The sequence below is a fragment of the Acidovorax sp. FJL06 genome (assembly GCF_003852545.1).
In the GTDB taxonomy this organism is placed as follows: domain Bacteria; phylum Pseudomonadota; class Gammaproteobacteria; order Burkholderiales; family Burkholderiaceae_C; genus Acidovorax.
This window is the reverse complement of sequence record NZ_QAJR01000003.1, coordinates 271,980-291,307: the sequence shown is the minus strand read 5'-3', so window position 1 is coordinate 291,307 and position 19,328 is coordinate 271,980. Positions and strand designations below refer to the sequence as shown.

The 19,328-nt window shown below is 67.4% G+C and carries 16 protein-coding genes and 1 pseudogene; 8 read left to right on the top strand and 9 right to left on the bottom strand.

Going from position 1 to position 19,328, the window contains the following annotated elements; translation table 11 throughout:
• The first annotated feature begins 128 nt into the window (after window positions 1-128).
• From DBV10_RS02980 to DBV10_RS23000, 3 genes and pseudogenes are all read left to right on the top strand, one after another.
• Window positions 129-1,652 (top strand): methyl-accepting chemotaxis protein, encoded by a 1,524-nt coding sequence (locus DBV10_RS02980; RefSeq protein WP_124510461.1) that lies wholly within the window; start codon window positions 129-131, stop codon window positions 1,650-1,652.
• 222 nt (window positions 1,653-1,874) lie between these two features.
• Window positions 1,875-3,248: pseudogene (locus DBV10_RS23005) on the top strand (diguanylate cyclase domain-containing protein); the annotation flags it as partial.
• Between the two features lie 50 nt (window positions 3,249-3,298).
• On the top strand, window positions 3,299-3,940 hold the full coding sequence (locus tag DBV10_RS23000; protein WP_370451088.1) for an EAL domain-containing protein: 642 nt from the start codon (window positions 3,299-3,301) through the stop codon (window positions 3,938-3,940).
• A 262-nt stretch (window positions 3,941-4,202) separates the two neighbouring features.
• Here the strand turns inward: DBV10_RS23000 and DBV10_RS02970 are convergent, their stop codons facing one another.
• The 4 genes from DBV10_RS02970 to DBV10_RS02955 form a co-directional block, all read right to left on the bottom strand.
• Complete coding sequence (locus DBV10_RS02970; protein WP_124510459.1) at window positions 4,203-5,237, bottom strand: bifunctional nicotinamide-nucleotide adenylyltransferase/Nudix hydroxylase; 1,035 nt, start codon at window positions 5,235-5,237, stop codon at window positions 4,203-4,205.
• Window positions 5,238-5,335: 98 nt separating this feature from the next.
• Entirely contained in the window at window positions 5,336-7,036 is a 1,701-nt protein-coding gene (locus tag DBV10_RS02965) for an NAD+ synthase (protein WP_124510457.1), read from the bottom strand.
• 4 nt (window positions 7,037-7,040) lie between these two features.
• A complete protein-coding gene (gene pncB, locus DBV10_RS02960) occupies window positions 7,041-8,240 on the bottom strand; it encodes a nicotinate phosphoribosyltransferase (RefSeq protein WP_124510455.1) in 1,200 nt (399 codons plus the stop codon).
• 49 nt (window positions 8,241-8,289) lie between these two features.
• Entirely contained in the window at window positions 8,290-9,132 is an 843-nt protein-coding gene (locus tag DBV10_RS02955; RefSeq protein WP_124510453.1) for a cysteine hydrolase, read from the bottom strand.
• Between the two features lie 176 nt (window positions 9,133-9,308).
• On the opposite strand from DBV10_RS02955, the gene DBV10_RS02950 reads away from it, so the two are divergent.
• Both DBV10_RS02950 and DBV10_RS02945 read left to right on the top strand, forming a co-directional pair.
• The gene (locus DBV10_RS02950; protein ID WP_124510451.1) at window positions 9,309-9,986 is read left to right on the top strand and encodes an NUDIX domain-containing protein; all 678 of its coding nucleotides are present in this window, start codon (window positions 9,309-9,311) and stop codon (window positions 9,984-9,986) included.
• Window positions 9,987-10,257: 271 nt separating this feature from the next.
• Window positions 10,258-11,499, top strand: a complete 1,242-nt coding sequence (locus DBV10_RS02945; RefSeq protein WP_124510449.1) for a diguanylate cyclase — start codon at window positions 10,258-10,260, stop codon at window positions 11,497-11,499.
• Window positions 11,500-11,883: 384 nt separating this feature from the next.
• Here the strand turns inward: DBV10_RS02945 and DBV10_RS02940 are convergent, their stop codons facing one another.
• The 3 genes from DBV10_RS02940 to metK all read right to left on the bottom strand — a co-directional run bounded on the left by DBV10_RS02940 (window position 11,884) and on the right by metK (window position 14,796).
• Window positions 11,884-12,507, bottom strand: coding sequence for a LysE family translocator (locus DBV10_RS02940; RefSeq protein WP_124510447.1), 624 nt, complete (start codon window positions 12,505-12,507; stop codon window positions 11,884-11,886).
• Window positions 12,508-12,635: 128 nt separating this feature from the next.
• A complete protein-coding gene (locus DBV10_RS02935; RefSeq protein ID WP_124510445.1) occupies window positions 12,636-13,439 on the bottom strand; it encodes an AraC family transcriptional regulator in 804 nt (267 codons plus the stop codon).
• Between the two features lie 175 nt (window positions 13,440-13,614).
• A complete protein-coding gene (metK, locus tag DBV10_RS02930) occupies window positions 13,615-14,796 on the bottom strand; it encodes a methionine adenosyltransferase (protein WP_124510443.1) in 1,182 nt (393 codons plus the stop codon).
• A gap of 132 nt (window positions 14,797-14,928) precedes the next feature.
• Between metK and DBV10_RS02925 the strand changes: the two genes are divergently transcribed.
• Window positions 14,929-15,792 carry a lysophospholipid acyltransferase family protein gene (locus DBV10_RS02925; protein WP_124510441.1) on the top strand — a complete coding sequence of 288 codons (864 nt, stop codon included), beginning with the start codon at window positions 14,929-14,931 and terminating at the stop codon, window positions 15,790-15,792.
• Complete coding sequence (locus DBV10_RS02920) at window positions 15,789-16,655, top strand: lysophospholipid acyltransferase family protein (protein WP_124510439.1); 867 nt, start codon at window positions 15,789-15,791, stop codon at window positions 16,653-16,655. Before DBV10_RS02925 ends, DBV10_RS02920 begins: the two co-directional genes overlap by 4 nt.
• Window positions 16,656-16,837: 182 nt before the next feature.
• Here the strand turns inward: DBV10_RS02920 and DBV10_RS02915 are convergent, their stop codons facing one another.
• The gene (locus tag DBV10_RS02915) at window positions 16,838-17,746 is read right to left on the bottom strand and encodes an alpha/beta fold hydrolase (RefSeq protein ID WP_124510437.1); all 909 of its coding nucleotides are present in this window, start codon (window positions 17,744-17,746) and stop codon (window positions 16,838-16,840) included.
• A 49-nt stretch (window positions 17,747-17,795) separates the two neighbouring features.
• Window positions 17,796-18,554, bottom strand: coding sequence for a ribosome biogenesis GTP-binding protein YihA/YsxC (gene yihA / locus DBV10_RS02910; protein ID WP_124510435.1), 759 nt, complete (start codon window positions 18,552-18,554; stop codon window positions 17,796-17,798).
• A 72-nt stretch (window positions 18,555-18,626) separates the two neighbouring features.
• Between yihA and DBV10_RS02905 the strand changes: the two genes are divergently transcribed.
• Complete coding sequence (locus tag DBV10_RS02905; protein ID WP_124510433.1) at window positions 18,627-19,256, top strand: cytochrome c; 630 nt, start codon at window positions 18,627-18,629, stop codon at window positions 19,254-19,256.
• Window positions 19,257-19,328 lie beyond the last annotated feature (72 nt).

Below are 19,328 nucleotides of genomic sequence, written 5' to 3'. Positions count from 1 at the left end.
CCATGTTGGAGCGCGCGGGCACCTGATGGGTTGCGGGTGCCCGCATAGGCTGGCTCGCCCATGGGGTATGGACCTCGTTGTATCTTCTGGTTACTTTTAATTCCGTATTCCGAGAAGAGGGCAGGTCCATGAAACTCAAAACCCGCATCCTGTGGCTGTGTGCCGCCACCCTTCTGGGCCTTGTTGTGCTCTCTGCCGTGGCCCTCACCACGTTGTACCAGTCCATGATGAAGGAGCGCACGGCGCAGCTGTCCAACCTGGTGGTGCTGGCCCATGCCGCTGCGCAGAAAGCGCATGAGAAGGAAAAAAGCGGTGCGCTCTCGCGCGAGGACGCGATCAAGGAGGCCGAGCGCAGCATCGGCAGCTTTGTGGACAAGGACAAGTACTTCTTCGTGCGCGGCTTCAGCAACGATGTGAACTACGTGCACCCCAATCCCAAGCGCATTGGCATCGTCGATGAAAAGGGCGGCAAGGAGGCCGGCGTGCGCTACCGGGCCGCCTTGCAGGGCGTGACGGTGGGCACCGTCACGGCGCCGGGCACGCGCCCGGGTGCGAAGGCGCCGGTGGACAAGCTCTACGCCATCATCAAGTTCGAGCCCTGGGACTGGATCATCGGTTTTGGCGACTATGTGGACGACATCGAGACGGCCTTCTGGCGCAATACGGCGATCCTGCTGTCCATCGGCGCGGCACTGATGCTCATCGTGGCGCTGATGGCCTGGCAGATGCTGCGCACCCTGGTGCACCAGCTTGGCGGCGAGCCCCAGTACGCGGCCGAGGTGGTGACGCAGATCGCCGACGGCAACCTGGCTGTGGAAGTGCACACCCTGCCCGGCGACACCACCAGCATCCTGCATGCCATCCGTGCGATGCGCGACAAGCTGTCGCACCTGGTGACACAGGTGCGCGACAGTACCGACTCCATCAACACCGCGTCTTCCGAGATTGCCGCCGGCAATGGCGACCTGTCGGCCCGCACCGAGTCGCAGGCCAGCGCGCTGCAGGAAACCGCCGCGTCGATGGAACAGCTCACCGCCACCGTGCAGCAGAACGCGGCCAATGCCAAGCGCGCCGACGAGCTGGCGCGTGCGGCCTCCGACATGGCTGTGCGGGGCGGCGACGTGGTGCAGCAGGTGGTGGGCACCATGGGCTCCATCGACCAGTCCTCGCGCAAGATCGTGGACATCATCAGCGTGATCGACGGCATTGCCTTCCAGACCAACATCCTGGCGCTGAACGCGGCCGTGGAGGCGGCCCGTGCGGGCGAGCAGGGCCGTGGTTTTGCGGTAGTGGCCAGCGAGGTGCGCAGCCTCGCCCAGCGCAGCGCAGCCGCCGCCAAGGAGATCAAGGGCCTGATCGACGACTCCGTGGCCAAGGTGGGCGTGGGGGCCCAGCTCGTGGAACAGGCCGGCGCCACCATGGGCGAGGTCGTGGCGGGCGTGAAGAGCGTGACCACCATGGTGGCCGAGATCAGCGCCGCCAGTGGCGAGCAGAGCGCTGGCATTGCCCAGGTCAACCAGGCGATTGCGCAGATGGACCAGGGCACCCAGCAGAACGCTGCGCTGGTGGAAGAGGCCCTGGCGGCCGCCCAGTCGCTGAGCCAGCAGGCCGTGGCGCTGTCGCAGACGGTGGGCCAATTCCGCGTGGCTTGATCGGGTGGGGCCGGGCGGGGCGTGGCCGTGGGCGGGCCCCGGCCCGCTGCCAAAGTGGGCTGGACAAGCCATGGGAGTGTGCGAAGATGCAATTGATAATTGCTCGTAGCGCCAACGTTCCTTGCGTTTTTCTCCCACCTCTTCATCGCCCATGTCCGCCCGGTTCTCGCAGACCCTTTTGAGCGCGCAGGCCCTGGGCTTGGCGCCGGGCTGCGGGCCGGCATGACCGTGTCGGCGCCCACCCCGGCAGCACGCCTGCCGGCGGACCGCCTGCCCCCTGCCAGCGAGCTGGCCGGGCGCGCCGCGCGCTATGCGGCGCTGGAGTGGCTGTCGCGCCCGGTCTGGGTGTTCGACATCGACGGCCACTGCGTTCACTGGGCCAACACCCCCGCGCTGGCAGTGTGGGGCGCCACCACGCTGGCCGAGCTGTGCGGGCGCGACATGGGGCATGACATGTCCGAATCGGTGGCGCGGCGGCTGGCGCAGTACCAGAGCGATTTTGTGCTGCGGGCCGATGCCAGCTTCAACGAGCAGTGGACCATCTACCCCGGCGGAGTCCCCGTCTCGCTGAACGTGCGTTTCAGCGGCCACCGGCTGCCCGACGGCCGCATGAGCATGCTCTGCGAGGCCGAGCCCGTGGGCGTGGTGCCGCCCGAGTCGCTGCGCTCGGTGGAGGCCTTGCTGCACACGGCGGTGATGATCACCCTGTACGACGCGAACGGCGAGGCGCTCTACCGCAACCCGGCCGCGCGGGCTGCCGTGCTCAGCCCGGGCGAGCGGCTGCAGGAGCGCATCGGCAACGCGGCGGCCTTTGCGGCGCTGTCGCGCAGCCTGGAGCAGCAGGGCGTGGGCACGCTCACCTTGGCGGTGCGCACCCCGCAGGGCGACCGTTGGCACGAGCTGTCGGCGCGCCGCTGCAACGACGCCATCACCGGCCAGGACGCCGTGCTGGTGAGCGAGGCCGACATCAGCGCCATCAAGCGCACCGAGGAGCGTGCCAACTTCCAGTCGCTGCACGATGTGCTCACCGGCCTGCCCAACCGGGCCCACTTCACGCAGCGTTTTGCGCGTGCGATGGAGGAGGCTCGCGCCCAGTCGCTGGAGGCGGCGCTGCTGCTCATCGACCTGGACCATTTCAAGGACGTGAATGACACGCTGGGCCACGCAGCGGGCGACGAGCTGCTGGTGGCCCTGGCGCAGCGCCTGCGCCACGCGCGGCATGGCACCGAGGTGCTGGCCCGCTGGGGCGGCGACGAGTTCCTGGTGCTGCTGACCTCGCCGCGCATGCGCGAGGACCTGGATGCGCTGCACGAGCGCATCTCCGTCGCGCTGGCCGCGCCGCTGTCGGTGGCCGGCACGCCGCTGCGTGTGACCTCCAGCATTGGCGTGGCGCTGTACCCGCAGGACGGCGAGACCATCGAGATCCTGCTGCGCAATGCCGACCTGGCGATGTACGCGGCCAAGCAGCGCGGGCGCAACACCCTGGCCTACTTCGACGGGCACATGGCCGAGACGGTGCGCAGCCGCACCGAGCTGGAGAAAGAGCTGCGCCAGGCGCTGGAGCGGGAGGAGTTCGAGGTGTACTTCCAGCCCCGCGTCGATGTGGCCACCAACCGCATCCGCGCGGTGGAGGCGCTGGTGCGCTGGTGCGCTGGAACCACCCGCGCCTGGGCCTGGTGTCGCCCGCGCATTTCATCCCGGCCTGCGAGACCAGCGGCCTCATCGGGGGGCTCGGGCTGTGGGTGCTGGCCCAGGCCGCGCGCCAGCAGGTGGCGTGGGCGGCGCAGGGCTCTGACCTGGTGGTGTCGGTCAACCTGTCGCCCCGCCAGCTCGCCTCGCCCAGCCTGCTGCACGACATCACCAGCGTGCTGCGCGAGGCCGGGGTGAACCCCGCGCGCATGGAGCTGGAGATCACCGAGTCCATGCTGCTGGGCGAAGACCAGCATGTGCTGAGCGTGCTGCGCGAGCTGTCGGCCCTGGGCCTGACCATCGCGCTGGACGATTTCGGCACCGGCTATTCCAACCTGGCCTACCTGCAGCGGTTTCCGATCCACACGCTCAAGATCGACAAGACCTTCATCCAGGACACGGACGCCAACCGCTCGTTGGCCGAGCTGATCGTTTCGCTGTCCACGTTGATGAAGCTCACCGCCGTGGCCGAAGGCGTGGAGACGCAGGAGCAGCTCGATTGGGTGGCGGGGCGCGGCATCGCGCAGTACCAGGGCTATCTGTATGCGCGGCCCATGCCGGTGCGCGCCTTCACGGACTGGCTGCGCAGCCACGCGTGATAAGCACCCCCTGAGTCGCTTCGCGCCTTCCCCCTCTCTCGACTCGCTGCGCGAGTCGGGAGGGGGACGCCCCCAGCGCGGCGGGGCGGCCCTTGCGCGGGGGCGCTGGCCTCGGCTGCGCCAGTATTCAGCATCGTGGGTGGTACGCAGTGCAATGGGTCACTGGTGCGAATTGGCCTGTCACCGCACGCGATAGCCGATTCGCCCGGCTGTGCTATCACATGCAAATCCGCATGACACGGCATCAGCTCTCGGCCGGCCGCTAGGCGTCGGTGAGGTGCAGGAAATGGTCCAGCATGTGGAAGTGGTCTTCAAAGAACTCTTCTTCCATCCCGGCCAACTGGTCAATGCGCGTCCACTGCACCAGCATCGCATCGTCATCGGCCTGCACCACCGGGAAGGGCGCATCGCCCAGGTTGAAGTAGTGCGCGTGGGTGATGGTGCGGCCGCGCTGGCTGCGGTCGGGGTGGTCGAACACGGCCACCGACTGCAGCGCGGCGCGCATGTGGGCTTCGGGCAAGGCGCAGTGGGTTTCTTCCACCAGCTCGCGCAGGCAAGACTGCCACACCGTCTCGCGTTGTTCGATGAAGCCGCCGGGCACGGCGATCTGGCCCTTGCCGGGCGCGTGGGCGCGGCGGATGAGCAGCACGTGGTCCTGGCAGCGCAGCACGGCGTCCACCGTCACGAACACGGGCGGGTAGGGCGCGGCGGACCAGGCCTGGCGGTAGCCGCGCAGCATGCGCCACTCCTCCTGCAGCGCGGCGTAGTGCGGCGTGTGCGCAAAGGCCTGCAGCTGGCCGAGCGTGCTGGCCGGGATCTGCGCGGCCAGCGGCGCCAGGGCTGCGTCCACGGTGGTGGCTGTGGCGCCAAAGTAGGCGTCGCGGATGGTGGTGGCGTCCATGCTGCCCTGGCGCGGCAGGTCGATCAGTGCCCAGCCCGGGAAGGCGCGCAGGTAGCTGCTGGTTGCGTCCTTGAAGTGGCCCACCAGCGCGATGCGGGCGCCGGTCTGCGTGTGCTGCGCCACACCCTGGCGCACGGCCTGCACCCACACGGCCTCGTTGTAGTAGTCGCGCACCGGCAGCACCTGCATGCGGCTGCGGTCGGCCGGGGGCAGTGCATCGCGCAGCATGGCTTCGCGCTCTTGCCAGGTGAAGGGGTTCTTGGGCGAGCGGGCCTGCCAGGCCGAGCCCACCACCACGATGACCTGGGGCGCCACGCGCAGGGCCTCGTGCAGCAGGGCCAGGTGGCCGCTGTGCACGGGTTCAAAGCGGCCGATGAGGAGGGCGGTGTCGTACATGGGTCTCCGAAATTCTGAGTTTTTTGGCCGCTTGCGCGCGTCCATCATGCCCAAGCAGCTATTGTTTTTATAGTAATTCTACCGAAGGGGTGCATGGGTCACACATACCTTGCAGCGATGGGCATCTGGCGCCCGCTGCCAAACGCGCGCGGACGCACCCGCAGGATGGGCGGGGCCTGGCGGCGTTTGTATTCGTTGCGCGCCACCATCATGCGCACGCGCTGCACCAGGGCACGCCCGGCGTCGTTGGCCTGCAGCTGGGCCACAAAGGCCTCTGCGGCCTGGTGTTCGGCCGCCGACAGGCGCTCGCCTTCGATGAGCAGCTTGAGCACCTCGTCCAGCACGGGGTAGGGCGGCAGGCTATCCACGTCGCGCTGGCCGGGGGCCAGCTCGGCAGACGGTTCCTTGTCGATGATGGCCTGCGGGATCAGCGCGCGCCCCGCCTGTGCATTGACATGGCGCGACAGGGCAAACACCTCGGTCTTGTACAGGTCGCCAATCAAGCCCAGCCCGCCATTGGTGTCGCCATACAGCGTGCAGTAGCCCACCGAGATCTCGGACTTGTTGCCCGTGGTGAGCAGCAGGTGGCCGAACGCGTTGGAGTATTCCATCAGCACCGTGCCCCGGATGCGGGCCTGCAGGTTTTCGAGCGGCAGGCCCGTCAGCGGCTGGCCGAAGCTGGCTTCGTACTGCCGCGCATAGCTCGCCACCAGGTCGGCGATGGGGTGGGTGTGCAGCTGTACGCCCAGGTTCTGGCACAGCGCCACCGAGTCGTCGACCGAGCCGCTGCTGGAGTAGCGCGATGGCATGGTGATGCCCACCACGTTCTCGGGCCCCAGCGCCTGGGCCGCCAGCGCCAGCGTGAGCGCGCTGTCGATGCCGCCTGAGCTGCCCACCACCACCCGCGCAAAGCCGCAGCGGCGCGCGTAGTCACGCAGGCCCAGCAGGATCTGCTGGCGGTAGAACTCCATGGTGGGCAGGCCTGCAGCAGGCACCGGCTCGGGTACCTGGCCCTCGGCCGTGAGGAAGCGGCCGTTGTCGAACTGCAGCGTGCGCACATCCTCCACAAAACGCGGCGCCTCGAACACGAGGCCCGCCTCGGGCTCGGCCGCAAACGATGCGCCGTCGTACACCACCTGGTCGTGCCCGCCGACCTGGTTCACGTACAGGATGGGCAGGCCATGCCGGCGCGACGCGCCGCCGAAGATCTGGTGGCGCTGCTCGCGCTTGCCCACATGGCTGGGGCTGGCGTTGATGCTGATGACCAGGTCGGGTGCGGCGTCGCGCAGGCGCTCGAAGGGGTTGGTGGCGTAGTCGGTGCCGTGGTCGTTCCAGCCGTCCTCGCACACCAGCAGGCCCACCTGCGCGCCGCCGATGCGCAGCACCTTGGCCACATCAGGCCCGGGCTCAAAGTGGCGGCGTTCGTCGAAGATGTTGTAGGTGGGCAGCAGCTGCTTGGCGTACTGCAGGCGCACGGCGCCGCCCTGCAGCACCAGCAGGCTGTTGTGCAGGCGCTTGCCGGGGCCGGTGGCGGGCGTGGGGGCGCCCACCACCCAGTGCAAGGCGGGCAGCTCGGCCGACGCCTTTTGCAGCGCGGCCAGGCCGTCCTGCACGCGCTGCTGGAAGGGCGGCTCGTCCAGCATGTCGCCGGGGTAGTAGCCACACAGCGCGAGTTCGCTGAACACGATGAGGTCGGACTGCGCGCGGGCGGCCTGCTGCGCGGCGGCCACCATGCGGGCCACGTTGCCCTCGATGTCGCCGACGGTGAGGTTGAGCTGGGCGATGGTGATGCGGAGCATGGTGTCATCCTTTCACGCCAAAAACCTGGCGCAGATACGCGAGGTAGGTTTCATCGTCGCACAGCGTCTTGCCCGGCGTGTCCGACAACTTCGCCACCGCCTGGCCGTTGGCGCGGGTGAGCTTCATCACGATGTTGAGCGGTTTCATCTCCGGCACATCCCCCATGTCGTTGGTGAGGTGGGTGCCGATGCCAAAACCCAGCTGCGTGCGGTCGCCAAAATGCCGGTACAGCGCCAGCGCCTTGGTGAGCGTGAGGCCGTCGGAGAACACCAGCCGCTTGGTGTGCGCGTCAATGCGCAGCTTCGCATAGTGCGCCAGCGCCTTCTCGCCCCAGGCCACCGGGTCGCCCGAGTCGTGCCGCAGGCCGTCAAACAGCTTGGCGAAGTACAGGTCGAAGTCGGCCAGGAAGGCGTCCATGCCCACGGTGTCGGTCAGCGCAATGCCGAGGTCGCCCCGGTACTCCTGCACCCAGTCCTCCAGGGCCGCCTTCTGGAAGTCGCGCAGCCGCACACCCAGCGCCTGGTAGCTCTGCAGGTACTCGTGCGCCATGGTGCCGATGGGCACCAGACCCAGGTCGCGCGCCAGCAGCACGTTGCTGGTGCCCTTGAACCACTGCGGCGCCTGCGTGGCAAAGGTCTGAACCACCTCGCGCTGCCAGACGCCGCTGTAGCGCCGGCGCAGGCCGAAGTCGAACAGCTCGAAGGGGTGGCGCAACGTGGCCTGTTGGGCCAGGTCCTGCAGCTGCTGCACCTTGACCGCCAGGCGCTCGCGGCCGCTGGCCAGGGCGGCAGTGGCATCGAAACGGCGAAAGTACAGCTCGTTGACGATGGCCAGCACAAAGATCTCGAACCCCATCACATGCACCTGGGGGCCGCGCGCCACGATGCTGAGTGTGTCGCCGTCTGCGCGCGCTTCAATGAAGCTGCGCTGGAACTGGAAGATGCGCAGGAAGTCGATGAAATCGCTCTTGATGAAGCGCAGCCCGGCCAGGTAGTCGAGTTCGCCGGCCGTGAAGCGCAGACTGCACAGCTGGTCGAGCGCGGCATTCACCTCGGGCAGCAGCTCGGCCAGCGGATAGACCGGCTGGTTGCGGCAGACGAAGCGGTATTCGCTTTGCGTCTGTGGGTGGCGATGCAGCAGGGCCTGCCACATGGTGAACTTGTAGAGGTCGGTGTCGAGCAGGCTGGTGATGACGGGGTTCATGGTGTGATTACTCCCAATTTGATAGCTTCTTGCGCTTGATGGATAAGCGCTAGAGGCTAATTTCACGCATGCTTGCCAGTTGGGCGCCGGCGGCGCGCATCGCCTCCATGAACGCCTGGTGCTGGGCCTCGAAACCGCCCACCGGGCTCATGCCATCGGTCAGCAGCACGATGCGGCGCGCCTGCCAGCCCGGCACCAGGCGCGGCAGGTGCTGCACGATGTGCTCGGTGGTCGAGCGCACGCAGTGGCTGCTGGCCTCGCCCGCAATCAACAGCCGATCGGCCTGGCCCAGCGACTGCAGCAAGGCGGTGTTCAGGACGGTGCTCGCATCGCCCGCATCGGGCACCTCGGCCTCGATGGCGCTGTAGTGCTCCGTCCAGGGGTTGGTGCCTTTGAACACATTGCGCACGGCGCGTTGGCGCTGCAGCTGCCAGTCACCACAGGCGGCCAACATGTCTGCGTGCACGCCGTGGCCCCAGCTGCCGACTTCGCAGTGCACGGGCCAGACCATGAGGGTGTAGCGGCCCTGGGCTTCGAGCGCGTCCAGGTACGCCAGCGTGCGCGGCAGGGCGGTGGCATTGCGCGGTGCAAAGTCGCCCGCGCGCACCTGGGCGGCGGTGATGGGGGTGAAGGGCTCCACCGCGCCGCCGCCCGCCTGCTGCCAGAAGCCGGGGTGGGCGATGTCGAAGCGCTGGTGCGAGTCGAGCGTGACCGTGATGGCGTCGAGCTGATCGGCTTGCGCTCGGATGAAGGCCGCCAGGCGCAGCATGTCGGCGTGGGCGCCCGCCACGGGCAGGCTGGGTGCGCTGCCTGCGGGGCAGTGCGTGGCGGGCAGGTCGCAGAAATCGTTCTGGGGGTCGATCACCAGAAGCTGGGTGGTGCGTGTGGCCATGGTCTTTCTCCTTCGCTGTGGGGGCAGTGTAGTTTTGTTAGATCAATTTTGCAACTAAGTGATTTGCAAGAGGGTGTATCGGATCGGCAGAGCGTCGAATGCACAGCGCTGCTTTGCCGCAGCCTGTCTTGGTGGTAGCCTTGTTCGTTCAATTTTGCAATGAACTACCCCGCCGCATGAAGCCCGACAGCATTCCCTCCGTGATCTGCACCGTGGACGTGGTGCTGCTCACCCTGGAGCAGGCCACGCTGCAGGTGGCCCTGGTGCGCCGCGAGCGCGAGCCTTTTGCCCAGGCCCTGGCGCTGCCCGGCGGGTACATCCATGCCCAGGACGATGTGGACGCCCAGGCCAGCGCCGTGCGGGTGCTGCGCGACAAGGCCGGGCTGGAGAGCCCTTATCTGGAGCAACTGGCCACTTTCACGGGGGCGGTGCGCGACCCCCGGGGCTGGTCGGTGGCCGTGGCTTATTGCGCGCTGGTGCCGGCCAGCCTGCTGGCGCAGGCCGGTGGGCGGGTGGAGATGGTGCCGGTGGATGCGCTGCCGCCGCTGCCGTTTGACCACCGCCAGATCATCGACGCGGCCGTGTTGCGCGTGCGCAGCAAAAGCCAGTATTCATCGCTGCCCGTGCATCTGTGCGCCGAACCCTTCACGCTGCCGCAATTGCAGGCCGTGTACGAGGCCGTGCTGGGCGAGCCGGTCAACAAGGTGAGCTTTCGCCGCAAGATGGACGAGCTGGACATGCTGGAGCCCTTGGTGGGCGCGCTGCAGACCGGCGGCGCACACCGGCCCGCGCAGCTGTACCGGGTGCGCCCGGTCTATCGGCGGACTTTGTCGCTGAGCGCCCGGGGGCTGTAGAGCGGCTCACTCAACCCTTCGGGCGTCGTTGCCGCGTCTTGTCGTACTACCCTTACTGCCTGCGATGCGGCGCCTAGCCAGAACCGCTGCGCTGGGTTTTGTTATCCGCTCTTGGTCCCGGCTTCCGTGGTGCACAAAACATTGGACCGCCGCGCGCAAATCTGGCACAAACGCAAACTTTGTGTCCCACGAACAATGGTTGCGCGCAGTCGGGCTCTCCGGCGCCAGCGCCACCGAACCGCCGGCTGCGCGCCGAACCTGAGGGAGATCCATGTCTTTGCGGCTCAAATTCAACCTGGTGCTGGCGGCGGTGTTGCTGCTGGCGGTGCTGGGCGCGGGCGCCTATGTGCACCGCTTTCTGCAGCAGGCGGCCATCGAGGAGGTGCAGCACAACTCGCAGATCATGATGCACGCCGCCATGGCCATCCGCGACTACACCACCGAACTGGTCAAGCCGCACCTGGACGTGACGCTGGCCGAGAAATTCCTGCCCCAAACCGTGCCGGCCTACGCCGCCACCGAGACGCTGCGCCGCCTGCAGAGCCGCTTTCCGGGCTACGAGTACAAGGAGGCGGTGCTCAACCCCACCAACCTGCGCGACCGGGCCAACGAGTGGGAGGAGCGCATCATCAGCGACTTCCGCGAGGGCCGGGCCGACCTCAAGAAGGAAGTGGCGGGCGAGGTGGGTGAAGGCATGCACCGCGCCATGTACGTGGCCCGGCCCATCACCATCAAGCAGGCCCAGTGCATGGCCTGCCACAGCACGCCGGCCGTGGCGCCGCCCACCATGCTCAAGGTCTATGGCGACAAGAACGGCTTTGGCTGGGGCATGAACGAAACCGTGGGCATCCAGGTGGTGAAGGTGCCCATGTACTTCCCGCTGGAGAAGGCGCGCCAGACCTTCAACACCGTGATGGCGGCGCTGGTGGCCAGCTTTGCGCTGCTGTTCGTGGTGCTCAACCTCTCGCTGTCGTCGCTGGTGATCGAGCCCATGGCGCGGCTCAACGCCAAGCTTGAAGACCTGGCCACCAAGGACTTCCTCACCGACCTGGTGAACCGCCGCCGCTTTTTCGAGCGGCTGGAGGCCGGCATGGCCGAGACGCGTGTCAAGAAGAGCCAGCTGTCGGTGGTGATGTTCGACATCGACTTCTTCAAGCGCATCAACGACACCTTCGGGCACGACTCGGGCGACGTGGTGCTCAAGCACACAGCCCTGCGCGTGCGCGAGCTGCTGCGTTCGTCGGACTGCGCGGCGCGCTTTGGCGGCGAGGAGTTCATCATCCTGCTCAAGGAAACCCCGGTCGATGCCGCCATGGCCATGGCCGAAGCGGTGCGCGCGCGCATCGCGGGCGTTCCGTTCGACGCCGTGGGCCATGTGAGCGCCAGCTTCGGCGTGGCCACCTGGGACCACAAGGAAGACAGCCATGCTCTCATCAAGCGCGCGGACACGGCGCTGTACAAGGCCAAGTCCAGCGGGCGCAACTGCGTGGTGCAGGCGCAGGACGCGGCCTGAAGTGAAACATCCCCTGAGTCGCTTCGCGCCTCGGCGCACTCGCCAGAGGCGAGAGCCCTTCGGGGCCGTCCAAGCCTGCGCAGGCAGGCTTGGAGCCGCGGCCCTCAGCCCCTCTCTCGCCTTGCTGCGCAAGGCGGGAGGGGGACGCCCCCGGTGCGGCGGGGCGGCCCTTGCACGGGGGCGCTGGCGTGGGTCGCGCCGGTTTCATCCGCTGCGGGTGGTGCACGCACCATGAAAAACTGATACCAATTTGCGTTCAATCAACAGGAACCGTTCGGGCTGAGCCCTTCGACGGACTCAGCGTGAACGGACTTATATTTTTGAACGCATACCGGTATGAGGGGCTGGCGCTGGCCCCAGCGGGGCGCGCATCGGGGCCGTCGTTCATCGGCTTGCCAGGGACTGGGTGGCCACGCCCACGGCGATGAGCAGCAGCACGGCGCCGGTGGCGCGTTCGATGGACCGCAGATGCCGTGCGAAGCGCTCGACCACCCTGCGGTGTCCGACCGCAGCGGCCACCAGCAAATCCCAGCCCAGCACGGCACCCACCATCCACGCACCGTAAAGCGCCTGCACGCTGCGCTGCGTTCCTGCCAGCAAGCTGAACAGGCTGGCATAGAAGAGCGCATTTTTCGGGTTGAGCAGCGCAGAGGCCAGCCCCATGCGCAGGCCCTGCCCCCAACCGGGCGGCGGGGCGCCGTTGAGGCCCCCATCCACCGCGATGGAGGTGCCGGACGAATGCAGCAACTGCCAGCCGAGCCACGCGAGGTACAGGCTGCCGGCCCATTGCAAGAGCGTGAAGGCGGGACTGTCCGGCTGGATGGCGGACAGTCCGGCCCATGCCAAGGTGATGAACAGGCCATTGCCCAGCGCCACCCCGACACAGATGCCGCTGGCGCGCCGCCATCCATGGAGCAGCGCCGTGCGCACGATGAGGAAAAAATCCGGTCCGGGGCTCAGCAGGGCCAGAAAGTGGGCCCCTGCCACCATGAGAAATTGTTCGGCCAATGCAGCGCCTTTCGTGGGGCGCGACCCCTGTCGCGCGGCGTGCAGTTTCGTCGGCGGACCGCGCGACGGTCTTGGAAAAAATTGCTGGCTGCAGCTGCGCAGCGCGTGCGGTGTCGGCAGGCGTGGCGTCAGCGCCGGTAGTCGCCTGGCGTGGCGGCCACGCGCTGCTTGAACGCGTTCTGGAAATGGCTCTGGTCATAGAAACCCAGCGCCTGCGCCACGTCGGCAGAGGCATCCCCAACGCGCAGCAGCCCGCGCGCCGCATTGATGCGCAGGTCCAGCTGATAGGCATGGGGCGTCAGGCCCGTTGCGGCGCGAAACGCCCGGACCAGCGCATGCGGTGCCATGTGGGCAGCCTGGGCCAATGTGGAAAGCGGCAGCGGTTCGGCGTACCGTTCTTGCAGCAAGGCTTGCACGCGCGCAAGCCGTGCGGGGGCGGTGCCAGGGGGCAATGCAAGCACATCACCTGAACGCCAGGCGCCTAGCGCAAGGAATTCTGTCAGCGCGGCGCTTTTGGCGGTGGCGGCCACCCCGGAAAACAGCTGGCGATTGAGCGCGCAGAACGCTTCGTAGGCCAGGGGGGCGTGCAGCACCAGCGCGTGGCGGGGGCTGGGCGGGGCCTTGGCTTGTGCCAATGTGCGTTCGAGCCAGGCCGCATCCAGGTGAAGCATCTGGTAGCTCCACGGACCACCTGGCGCCGGGTTGCAGGCATGCACGCAGCCTGCGGGCACGGCCACCAGCGCGCCAGCCGTCAGGCGCACGCTGCGGCCGCCGGATGCGAAGATGCTGGTGCCAGCGTCCACCACCCCGATGGAATACGTGGCATGCGTGTGTGGCCGATAGCAGGCACGGCTGCCAAGGGCACTCCGGCTTTCAACGAAAGGAAGCGCCGGATCACGCCAAAAGCGAGGGGGCGAGGGGTGTGGGTCCATGGATGGCTTTGGTGCTTTCGTGCTGCTTGCGCGGCGGGCTTACAACCCCGCAGCCGCACGCAGTGCCGCGGCCTTGTCCGTGCGTTGGCTGTGGCACGGGCCTTGCGGCCCTTCACATCGCTGCGCGATATGAGCCTGCGCCGAAAGCCGGACAAGCTCGCTTCGCTCGGGGCCTTTACAGGCCCGCCGCTGCGCGCAGCGCAGCAGCCTTGTCCGTCTTTTCCCAGCTGAACTCAGGCTCTTCGCGGCCAAAGTGGCCATACGCAGCCGTCTTTTCGTAGATCGGGCGCAGCAGGTCCAGCATCTGGATGATGCCCTTGGGGCGCAGGTCGAAATGCTCCCGCACCAGCGCCGCCAGACGGTCGTCCGGCACCACACCCGTGCCTTCGGTGTAGACCGTGATGTTCATCGGCTCGGCCACGCCGATGGCGTAGGCCACCTGGATCTGGCACTGGCGGGCCAGGCCGGCGGCCACGATGTTCTTGGCCACGTAGCGCGCGGCGTAGGCGGCCGAGCGGTCCACCTTCGTTGGGTCCTTGCCGCTGAACGCGCCGCCGCCGTGGGGGCAGGCACCGCCGTAGGTGTCCACGATGATCTTGCGGCCGGTGAGGCCACAGTCGCCCTGGGGGCCGCCGATGACGAAGCGGCCGGTGGGGTTGATCAGGTAGCGCGTGTTCTGCAGCCATTCCTTGGGCAGCACGGGCTTGATGATCTCTTCGATGATGGCCTCGGTGAAGCTGGCCTTCATGTGGTGCTGGTCTTGCGACTGGTCGGGGTGGTGCTGGGTGGAGAGCACCACGGTGTCGATGCTGTGGGGCTTGCCGTCCACGTAGCGCATCGTGACTTGCGACTTGGCGTCGGGCCGCAGGAAGGGCAGGCGGCCGTCCTTGCGCAGCTGGGCCTGGCGCTCGACGAGGCGGTGCGCGTAGTAGATGGGCGCGGGCATCAGCTCGGGCGTTTCGTCGCAGGCATAGCCGAACATCAGGCCCTGGTCGCCGGCGCCGGTGTTCAGGTGGTCGTCTGACGCATGGTCCACGCCCTGGGCGATGTCGTTGGACTGCTTGTCGTAGGCCACCAGCACGGCGCAGCCCTTGTAGTCGATGCCGTAGTCGGTGTTGTCGTAGCCGATGCGCTTGATGGTGTCGCGCGCCACCTGGATGTAGTCCACATGGGCGTTGGTGGTGATCTCGCCGGCCAGCACCACGAGGCCGGTGTTGGTCAGCGTTTCGGCGGCGACGCGCGAGCGGGGGTCTTGGGTGAAGATCGCGTCGAGAATCGCGTCAGAGATCTGGTCGGCCACCTTGTCGGGGTGGCCTTCGGAGACGGATTCCGAGGTAAAGAGAAAGTCGTTCGCCATTTGAATAAACTCCTGTGTTCCGGCATTTGGGGCGTTGCCCTCACCCCGAAGGAGCTTTGGCGAACGCTTTAGCAGATTTTTTTTACGTCGCCCTGCAAGTTGCTCATTTAACTCAGCGACCCCTCTATTTTAATGCCAGTCGTCTTCCGATTCTTTTCCGTATTCCCGCTGTGGTTGCTGCATGTCATGGGCGCAGCGATGGGTTGGGTGGCTTTTTGTGCGTCGCCCACCTACCGGCGCCGCTTTCTCGCCCATTCGGCGCTGGCGGGCTATCCGTTTGGTGCGGTGCGGGCTGCGGTGGCCCACGCAGGCCGCATGGTGGCCGAGCTGCCGCGCCTGTGGCTGGGGGCGCCGCTGCCCTGCCGCATCGAGGGCGAGGCCTGTGTGGAAGAGGCCTATGCGGCCGGGCGCGGGGTTCTGTACCTCACGCCGCACCAGGGCTGTTTCGAGCTGTCGGCCCAGGCGGCGGCGCGGCGCTGGAGCGCCGAGCGCGGCCCCATCACCGTGCTGTACCGCCCCGCGCGCCAGGCCTGGCTGGCCAAGGTGATGGAAACCGCGCGCAACCGCCCCGGCATGCTGGCCGTGCCCACTACGCTGGCGGGCGTGCGCCAGATGATCAAGGCCCTGCGCCGGGGCGAGGCCGTGGGCCTGCTGCCCGACCAGGTGCCGCCCGCAGGGCAGGGCCAGTGGGCGCCATTTTTTGGCCGCGATGCCTACACCATGACCCTGGCCGTGCGCCTGGCCCAGCAGACCGGCGCGGCCGTGGTGCTGGTGCGTTGCGAGCGGCTGTCCTGGGGGCGGGGCTACGTCACGCATTTCGAACCCCTGGCCCAGCCACTGTCCGACCAGATGGACCGGGCCCTGCTGCAGGTCAACCAGGCCATGGAACACCTCATCCGCCAGTGCCCCGAGCAGTATCTGTGGGGCTATGGCCGCTACAAGCAGCCGCGCGGGGATGCCGCACCGGCTGAATCTGCTGCCGGGGGTGCCGCATGACCGGCCGCCTGGGCGTGTGGTTCATGAGCGTGCTGGCGCGCTTGCCCCTGCCTGTGCTGCGGGGCATGGGCTGGGTGCTGGGGCAGGTGGCGTATGTGCTGGTGGTGCGGCGGCGCAAGGTGGCGCTGCGCAACCTGGCGCTGTGCTTCCCCGACTGGACCGAGGCGCGCCGCCGCGCCGTGGCGCGGGCCAACTTTGTGGCGTTTTGCCAGGCCTGGCTGGACCGCAGCTGGCTCTGGGCTGCGCCGCGTGCGGTGGTGGAGCAGCGCGTGCGCCTCACGGGTGCCGTGCACGAGCTGGAGGGCGACACGCCCACCATCCTGTTCGCGCCGCATTTCTACGGCATGGATGCGGGCGGGCTGGCGCTGCCGCTGAACACCGGCCGTGCCTTCACGTCGATCTTTGCCACCCACCCCGACCCGGCGGTGGATGCCTGGTTCATGGCCGGGCGCCAGCGCTTTGGCGATGTGCGCATGCTTAACCGTGCCGACGGCGTCAAACCCATCATCGCCAGCCTGCGCAAGGGCGGCCTGCTGTACCTGCTGCCCGACATGGACTATGGCCGCAACGACTCGGTGTTCGTGCCGTTCTACGGGGTGACGGCGGCCACCATCCCATCGCTGTCGCGCTTTGCGCGGCTGGGGCGCGCCAAGGTGGTGGGGGTGTATTCGCGCATGACGCCCACGGGCTATGTGGCCGAGGTGTCGCCCGCGTGGACCGGCTATCCCACCGATGACGCCGAGGCCGACACCGTGCACATGAACCGCGAGCTGCAGGCCGTCATCGACACCATGCCCGAGCAGTACTACTGGGTGCACAAGCGCTTCAAGACCCGGCCCGAGGGCGAGGAGTCGGTGTACTGACACCGATAGGCGTTCGGCCATATCCATCCGTTCGCGCCGCGCCTGCCACAGCGCTGCGCTGCGCTGCACGAGGCTTCGACAGGCACTGCCTGAACGGTTGCGAGGGATCGAGCGTGACTTCGCGGGACTAAAAGAGCTATGGTCAAAAAAGGCTGTAGCGCTTGCCCAGCGGGCGGTAGTAGCTATGCTTTTTGATTGAAGAAGCGCTGCAGTTCCAGGGCCACCCGTTCCGGGTGCTCGTGCACGATCCAGTGCGAGGCCCCTTCCACCCGGTGCAACTGCAGTTGCGGCACCCAGCCGGGCAGCCCGTCGAGCAGGCCCGGCAGCAGGGCCGGGTCGTCCAGGCCCCACAGCACCAGCGTGGGCACGGTCACCGTGAGCATGCTGTCGGGCAGGGTGATGGCCAAGGCACCAGGGTCTCCATCGCGTGGCGGGCGGATGGGGCTGGCGCGGTAGTAGTTGCAGGCGCCGGTCAGGCCCTGTTGCCACAGGGTGCGGTACTGGTCGCGCACGCTGTCCGTGAGCCAGGCGGGGGCGCTGCCGTCCGGCGCGTCGAAAAAGCCGAACAGGCGGCGAAAGTCGTTGTCCGCCAGCAGCACCTCGGCGTCAGGGCGGCACAGGAAGTGCATGTACTGGCTGCCCGCCTGCTGGGCCGGGTTGTGCGCCAACTCGCGCACAAACGCGCCGGGGTGGGGCGAGTTGAGGATGGCCAGGCGCTGCATCAGCTGCGGCTGCTGGTTGGCCAGGTTCCAGGCCACGGCGCCGCCCCAGTCATGTGCCACCAAGCATTCCAGCGCGCCGCCGGGGCATTCGTGGGCGATCAGCGCGACCAGGTCCTGCACCAGGTGCTTGGCGCGGTAGGCGTCCACCCCGGCCGGGCTGCTGGACGGGCCAAACCCGCGCAGGTAGGGCGCCACGCAGCGGTAGCCACCGTTTTCAGGGCGGGAGAAATGCAGCAGCAGCTCGTCCCAGATGAAGGCCCCCTCAGGAAACCCGTGCAGGAACAGCAGCACCGGGCGCCCCGCCACGCCGCTCACGCGGCAGTGCAGGGTAATGCCATGGGGAAGGGGAACGGCGTGTTGCTGGATCATGGCTCTATTGCTATTAATTAAATAGCTGCTAGCGCATGATGGTCAAGCGCTAGAGGCTGTTTTTGTCTGAATCCTCAGGGACGGCGCCTGCCGCGGGAGGCTGCGCACCGTCGGCCGCTTCGGGCTCTGCCGCAGGGCGCACCGGGTGGGCCCATTGCCACAGCAGCTGGGCCACGTCGTCCACCCCTTGTTTCTTGAGGGCCGAGAACATCTTCACCTCGCCGCCGCCCGCGTGCAGTCGCGTAATCGACAGCACCTTGGCCTGTTCGGCGCGGGTGAGCTTGTCGGCCTTGGTCAGCACCACGAGGAACTTCAGACCCTCTTCGACGCGGGGGCGCACGACTTCGAGCAGGGCTTCGTCCAGCTCGGTCAGGCCCAGGCGCGGATCACACAGCAGCACGATGCCGGTGAGGCTGGTGCGGCTGACCAGGTAGTTCACCATCACCTGCTGCCAGCGCACCTTGTCCGAGCGCGACACGGCGGCATAGCCATAGCCGGGCAGGTCGGCCAGCACGGCGTCGGTCACGCCCTGCTTGCCCAGCGAGAACAGGTTGATGTGTTGCGTGCGGCCCGGCTTCTTGGAGGCAAACGCCAGCTGTTTTTGCTGCGTGAGCGTGTTGATGCAGGTGGATTTGCCCGCGTTGGAGCGGCCCACAAAGGCAATCTCGGGCACGTCGATGGGCGGCAGGTGGTGCAGCTGCGCAGCCGTGGTCAGGAACCTGGCCGTGTGCATCCAGCCCATGGCGATCTTGGCGTCGGGTGCGGGCGGGAGGGAGCCAGCAACTGGCGCGATGGAGGAAGTCGTCATGAGAAATTGGGATCCGAGGAAGCCTCATTGTAGAATCGCGCGGTTTTGCGCACATAAACATACACCCCCGATATGAAGTTGCTCGCCTCCTTGCTGACGGCTGCCGCACTGGCAGCACCTGTTTTTTCGGCCTTTGCGGCGGGCGATGCCCCCAAGATGGCCAAGCCGGATCTCGTCAAGGGCGAGGCCAGCTTCACCGCCGTGTGCGCGGCCTGCCACAGCGCCGACGGCAACTCGGCCATCGCGGCCAACCCCAAGTTGTCGCAGCAACACCCTGAATACCTGGTCAAGCAATTGCAGGAATTCAAATCGGGCAAGCGCAACAACGCCGTCATGAAGGGCTTTGCCACGGCCCTGTCGGACGACGACATGCGCAACATCGCCTACTGGCTGGCCACCAAGCCCGCCAAGGCCGGTTTTGCCAAGGACAAGGACCTGGTGGCCCTGGGCGAACGCATCTACCGCGGTGGCATTGCCGACCGCAACATCGCCGCCTGCGCGGGCTGCCACAGCCCCAATGGCGCCGGCATCCCCGCGCAGTACCCCCGCCTGTCGGGCCAGCACGCCGACTACACGGTGTCGCAGCTGAACATGTTCCGCGACGGCTCGCGCAGCAACAGCCTGCAGATGACCCAGGTGGCAGCCAAGCTCAACGACAAGGAAATCAAGGCCGTGGCGGATTACATCGCCGGCCTGCGTTGATTGATCTTCGTCAACAAACCGTGGCTTGTTTGACCGGGCCGCACGGAACCTACCGCCAATAACAAACCCAAA

Coding starts and splice junctions, on each gene's coding strand:
- DBV10_RS02980 (WP_124510461.1), top strand. CDS start 129: ATGAAACTCAAAACCCGCATCCTGTGGCTGTGTGCCGCCACCCTTCTG.
- DBV10_RS02970 (WP_124510459.1), bottom strand. CDS start 5,237: ATGTACGACACCGCCCTCCTCATCGGCCGCTTTGAACCCGTGCACAGC.
- DBV10_RS02965 (WP_124510457.1), bottom strand. CDS start 7,036: ATGCTCCGCATCACCATCGCCCAGCTCAACCTCACCGTCGGCGACATC.
- pncB (WP_124510455.1), bottom strand. CDS start 8,240: ATGAACCCCGTCATCACCAGCCTGCTCGACACCGACCTCTACAAGTTC.
- DBV10_RS02955 (WP_124510453.1), bottom strand. CDS start 9,132: ATGGCCACACGCACCACCCAGCTTCTGGTGATCGACCCCCAGAACGAT.
- DBV10_RS02950 (WP_124510451.1), top strand. CDS start 9,309: ATGAAGCCCGACAGCATTCCCTCCGTGATCTGCACCGTGGACGTGGTG.
- DBV10_RS02945 (WP_124510449.1), top strand. CDS start 10,258: ATGTCTTTGCGGCTCAAATTCAACCTGGTGCTGGCGGCGGTGTTGCTG.
- DBV10_RS02935 (WP_124510445.1), bottom strand. CDS start 13,439: ATGGACCCACACCCCTCGCCCCCTCGCTTTTGGCGTGATCCGGCGCTT.
- metK (WP_124510443.1), bottom strand. CDS start 14,796: ATGGCGAACGACTTTCTCTTTACCTCGGAATCCGTCTCCGAAGGCCAC.
- DBV10_RS02925 (WP_124510441.1), top strand. CDS start 14,929: ATGCCAGTCGTCTTCCGATTCTTTTCCGTATTCCCGCTGTGGTTGCTG.
- DBV10_RS02920 (WP_124510439.1), top strand. CDS start 15,789: ATGACCGGCCGCCTGGGCGTGTGGTTCATGAGCGTGCTGGCGCGCTTG.
- DBV10_RS02915 (WP_124510437.1), bottom strand. CDS start 17,746: ATGATCCAGCAACACGCCGTTCCCCTTCCCCATGGCATTACCCTGCAC.
- yihA (WP_124510435.1), bottom strand. CDS start 18,554: ATGACGACTTCCTCCATCGCGCCAGTTGCTGGCTCCCTCCCGCCCGCA.
- DBV10_RS02905 (WP_124510433.1), top strand. CDS start 18,627: ATGAAGTTGCTCGCCTCCTTGCTGACGGCTGCCGCACTGGCAGCACCT.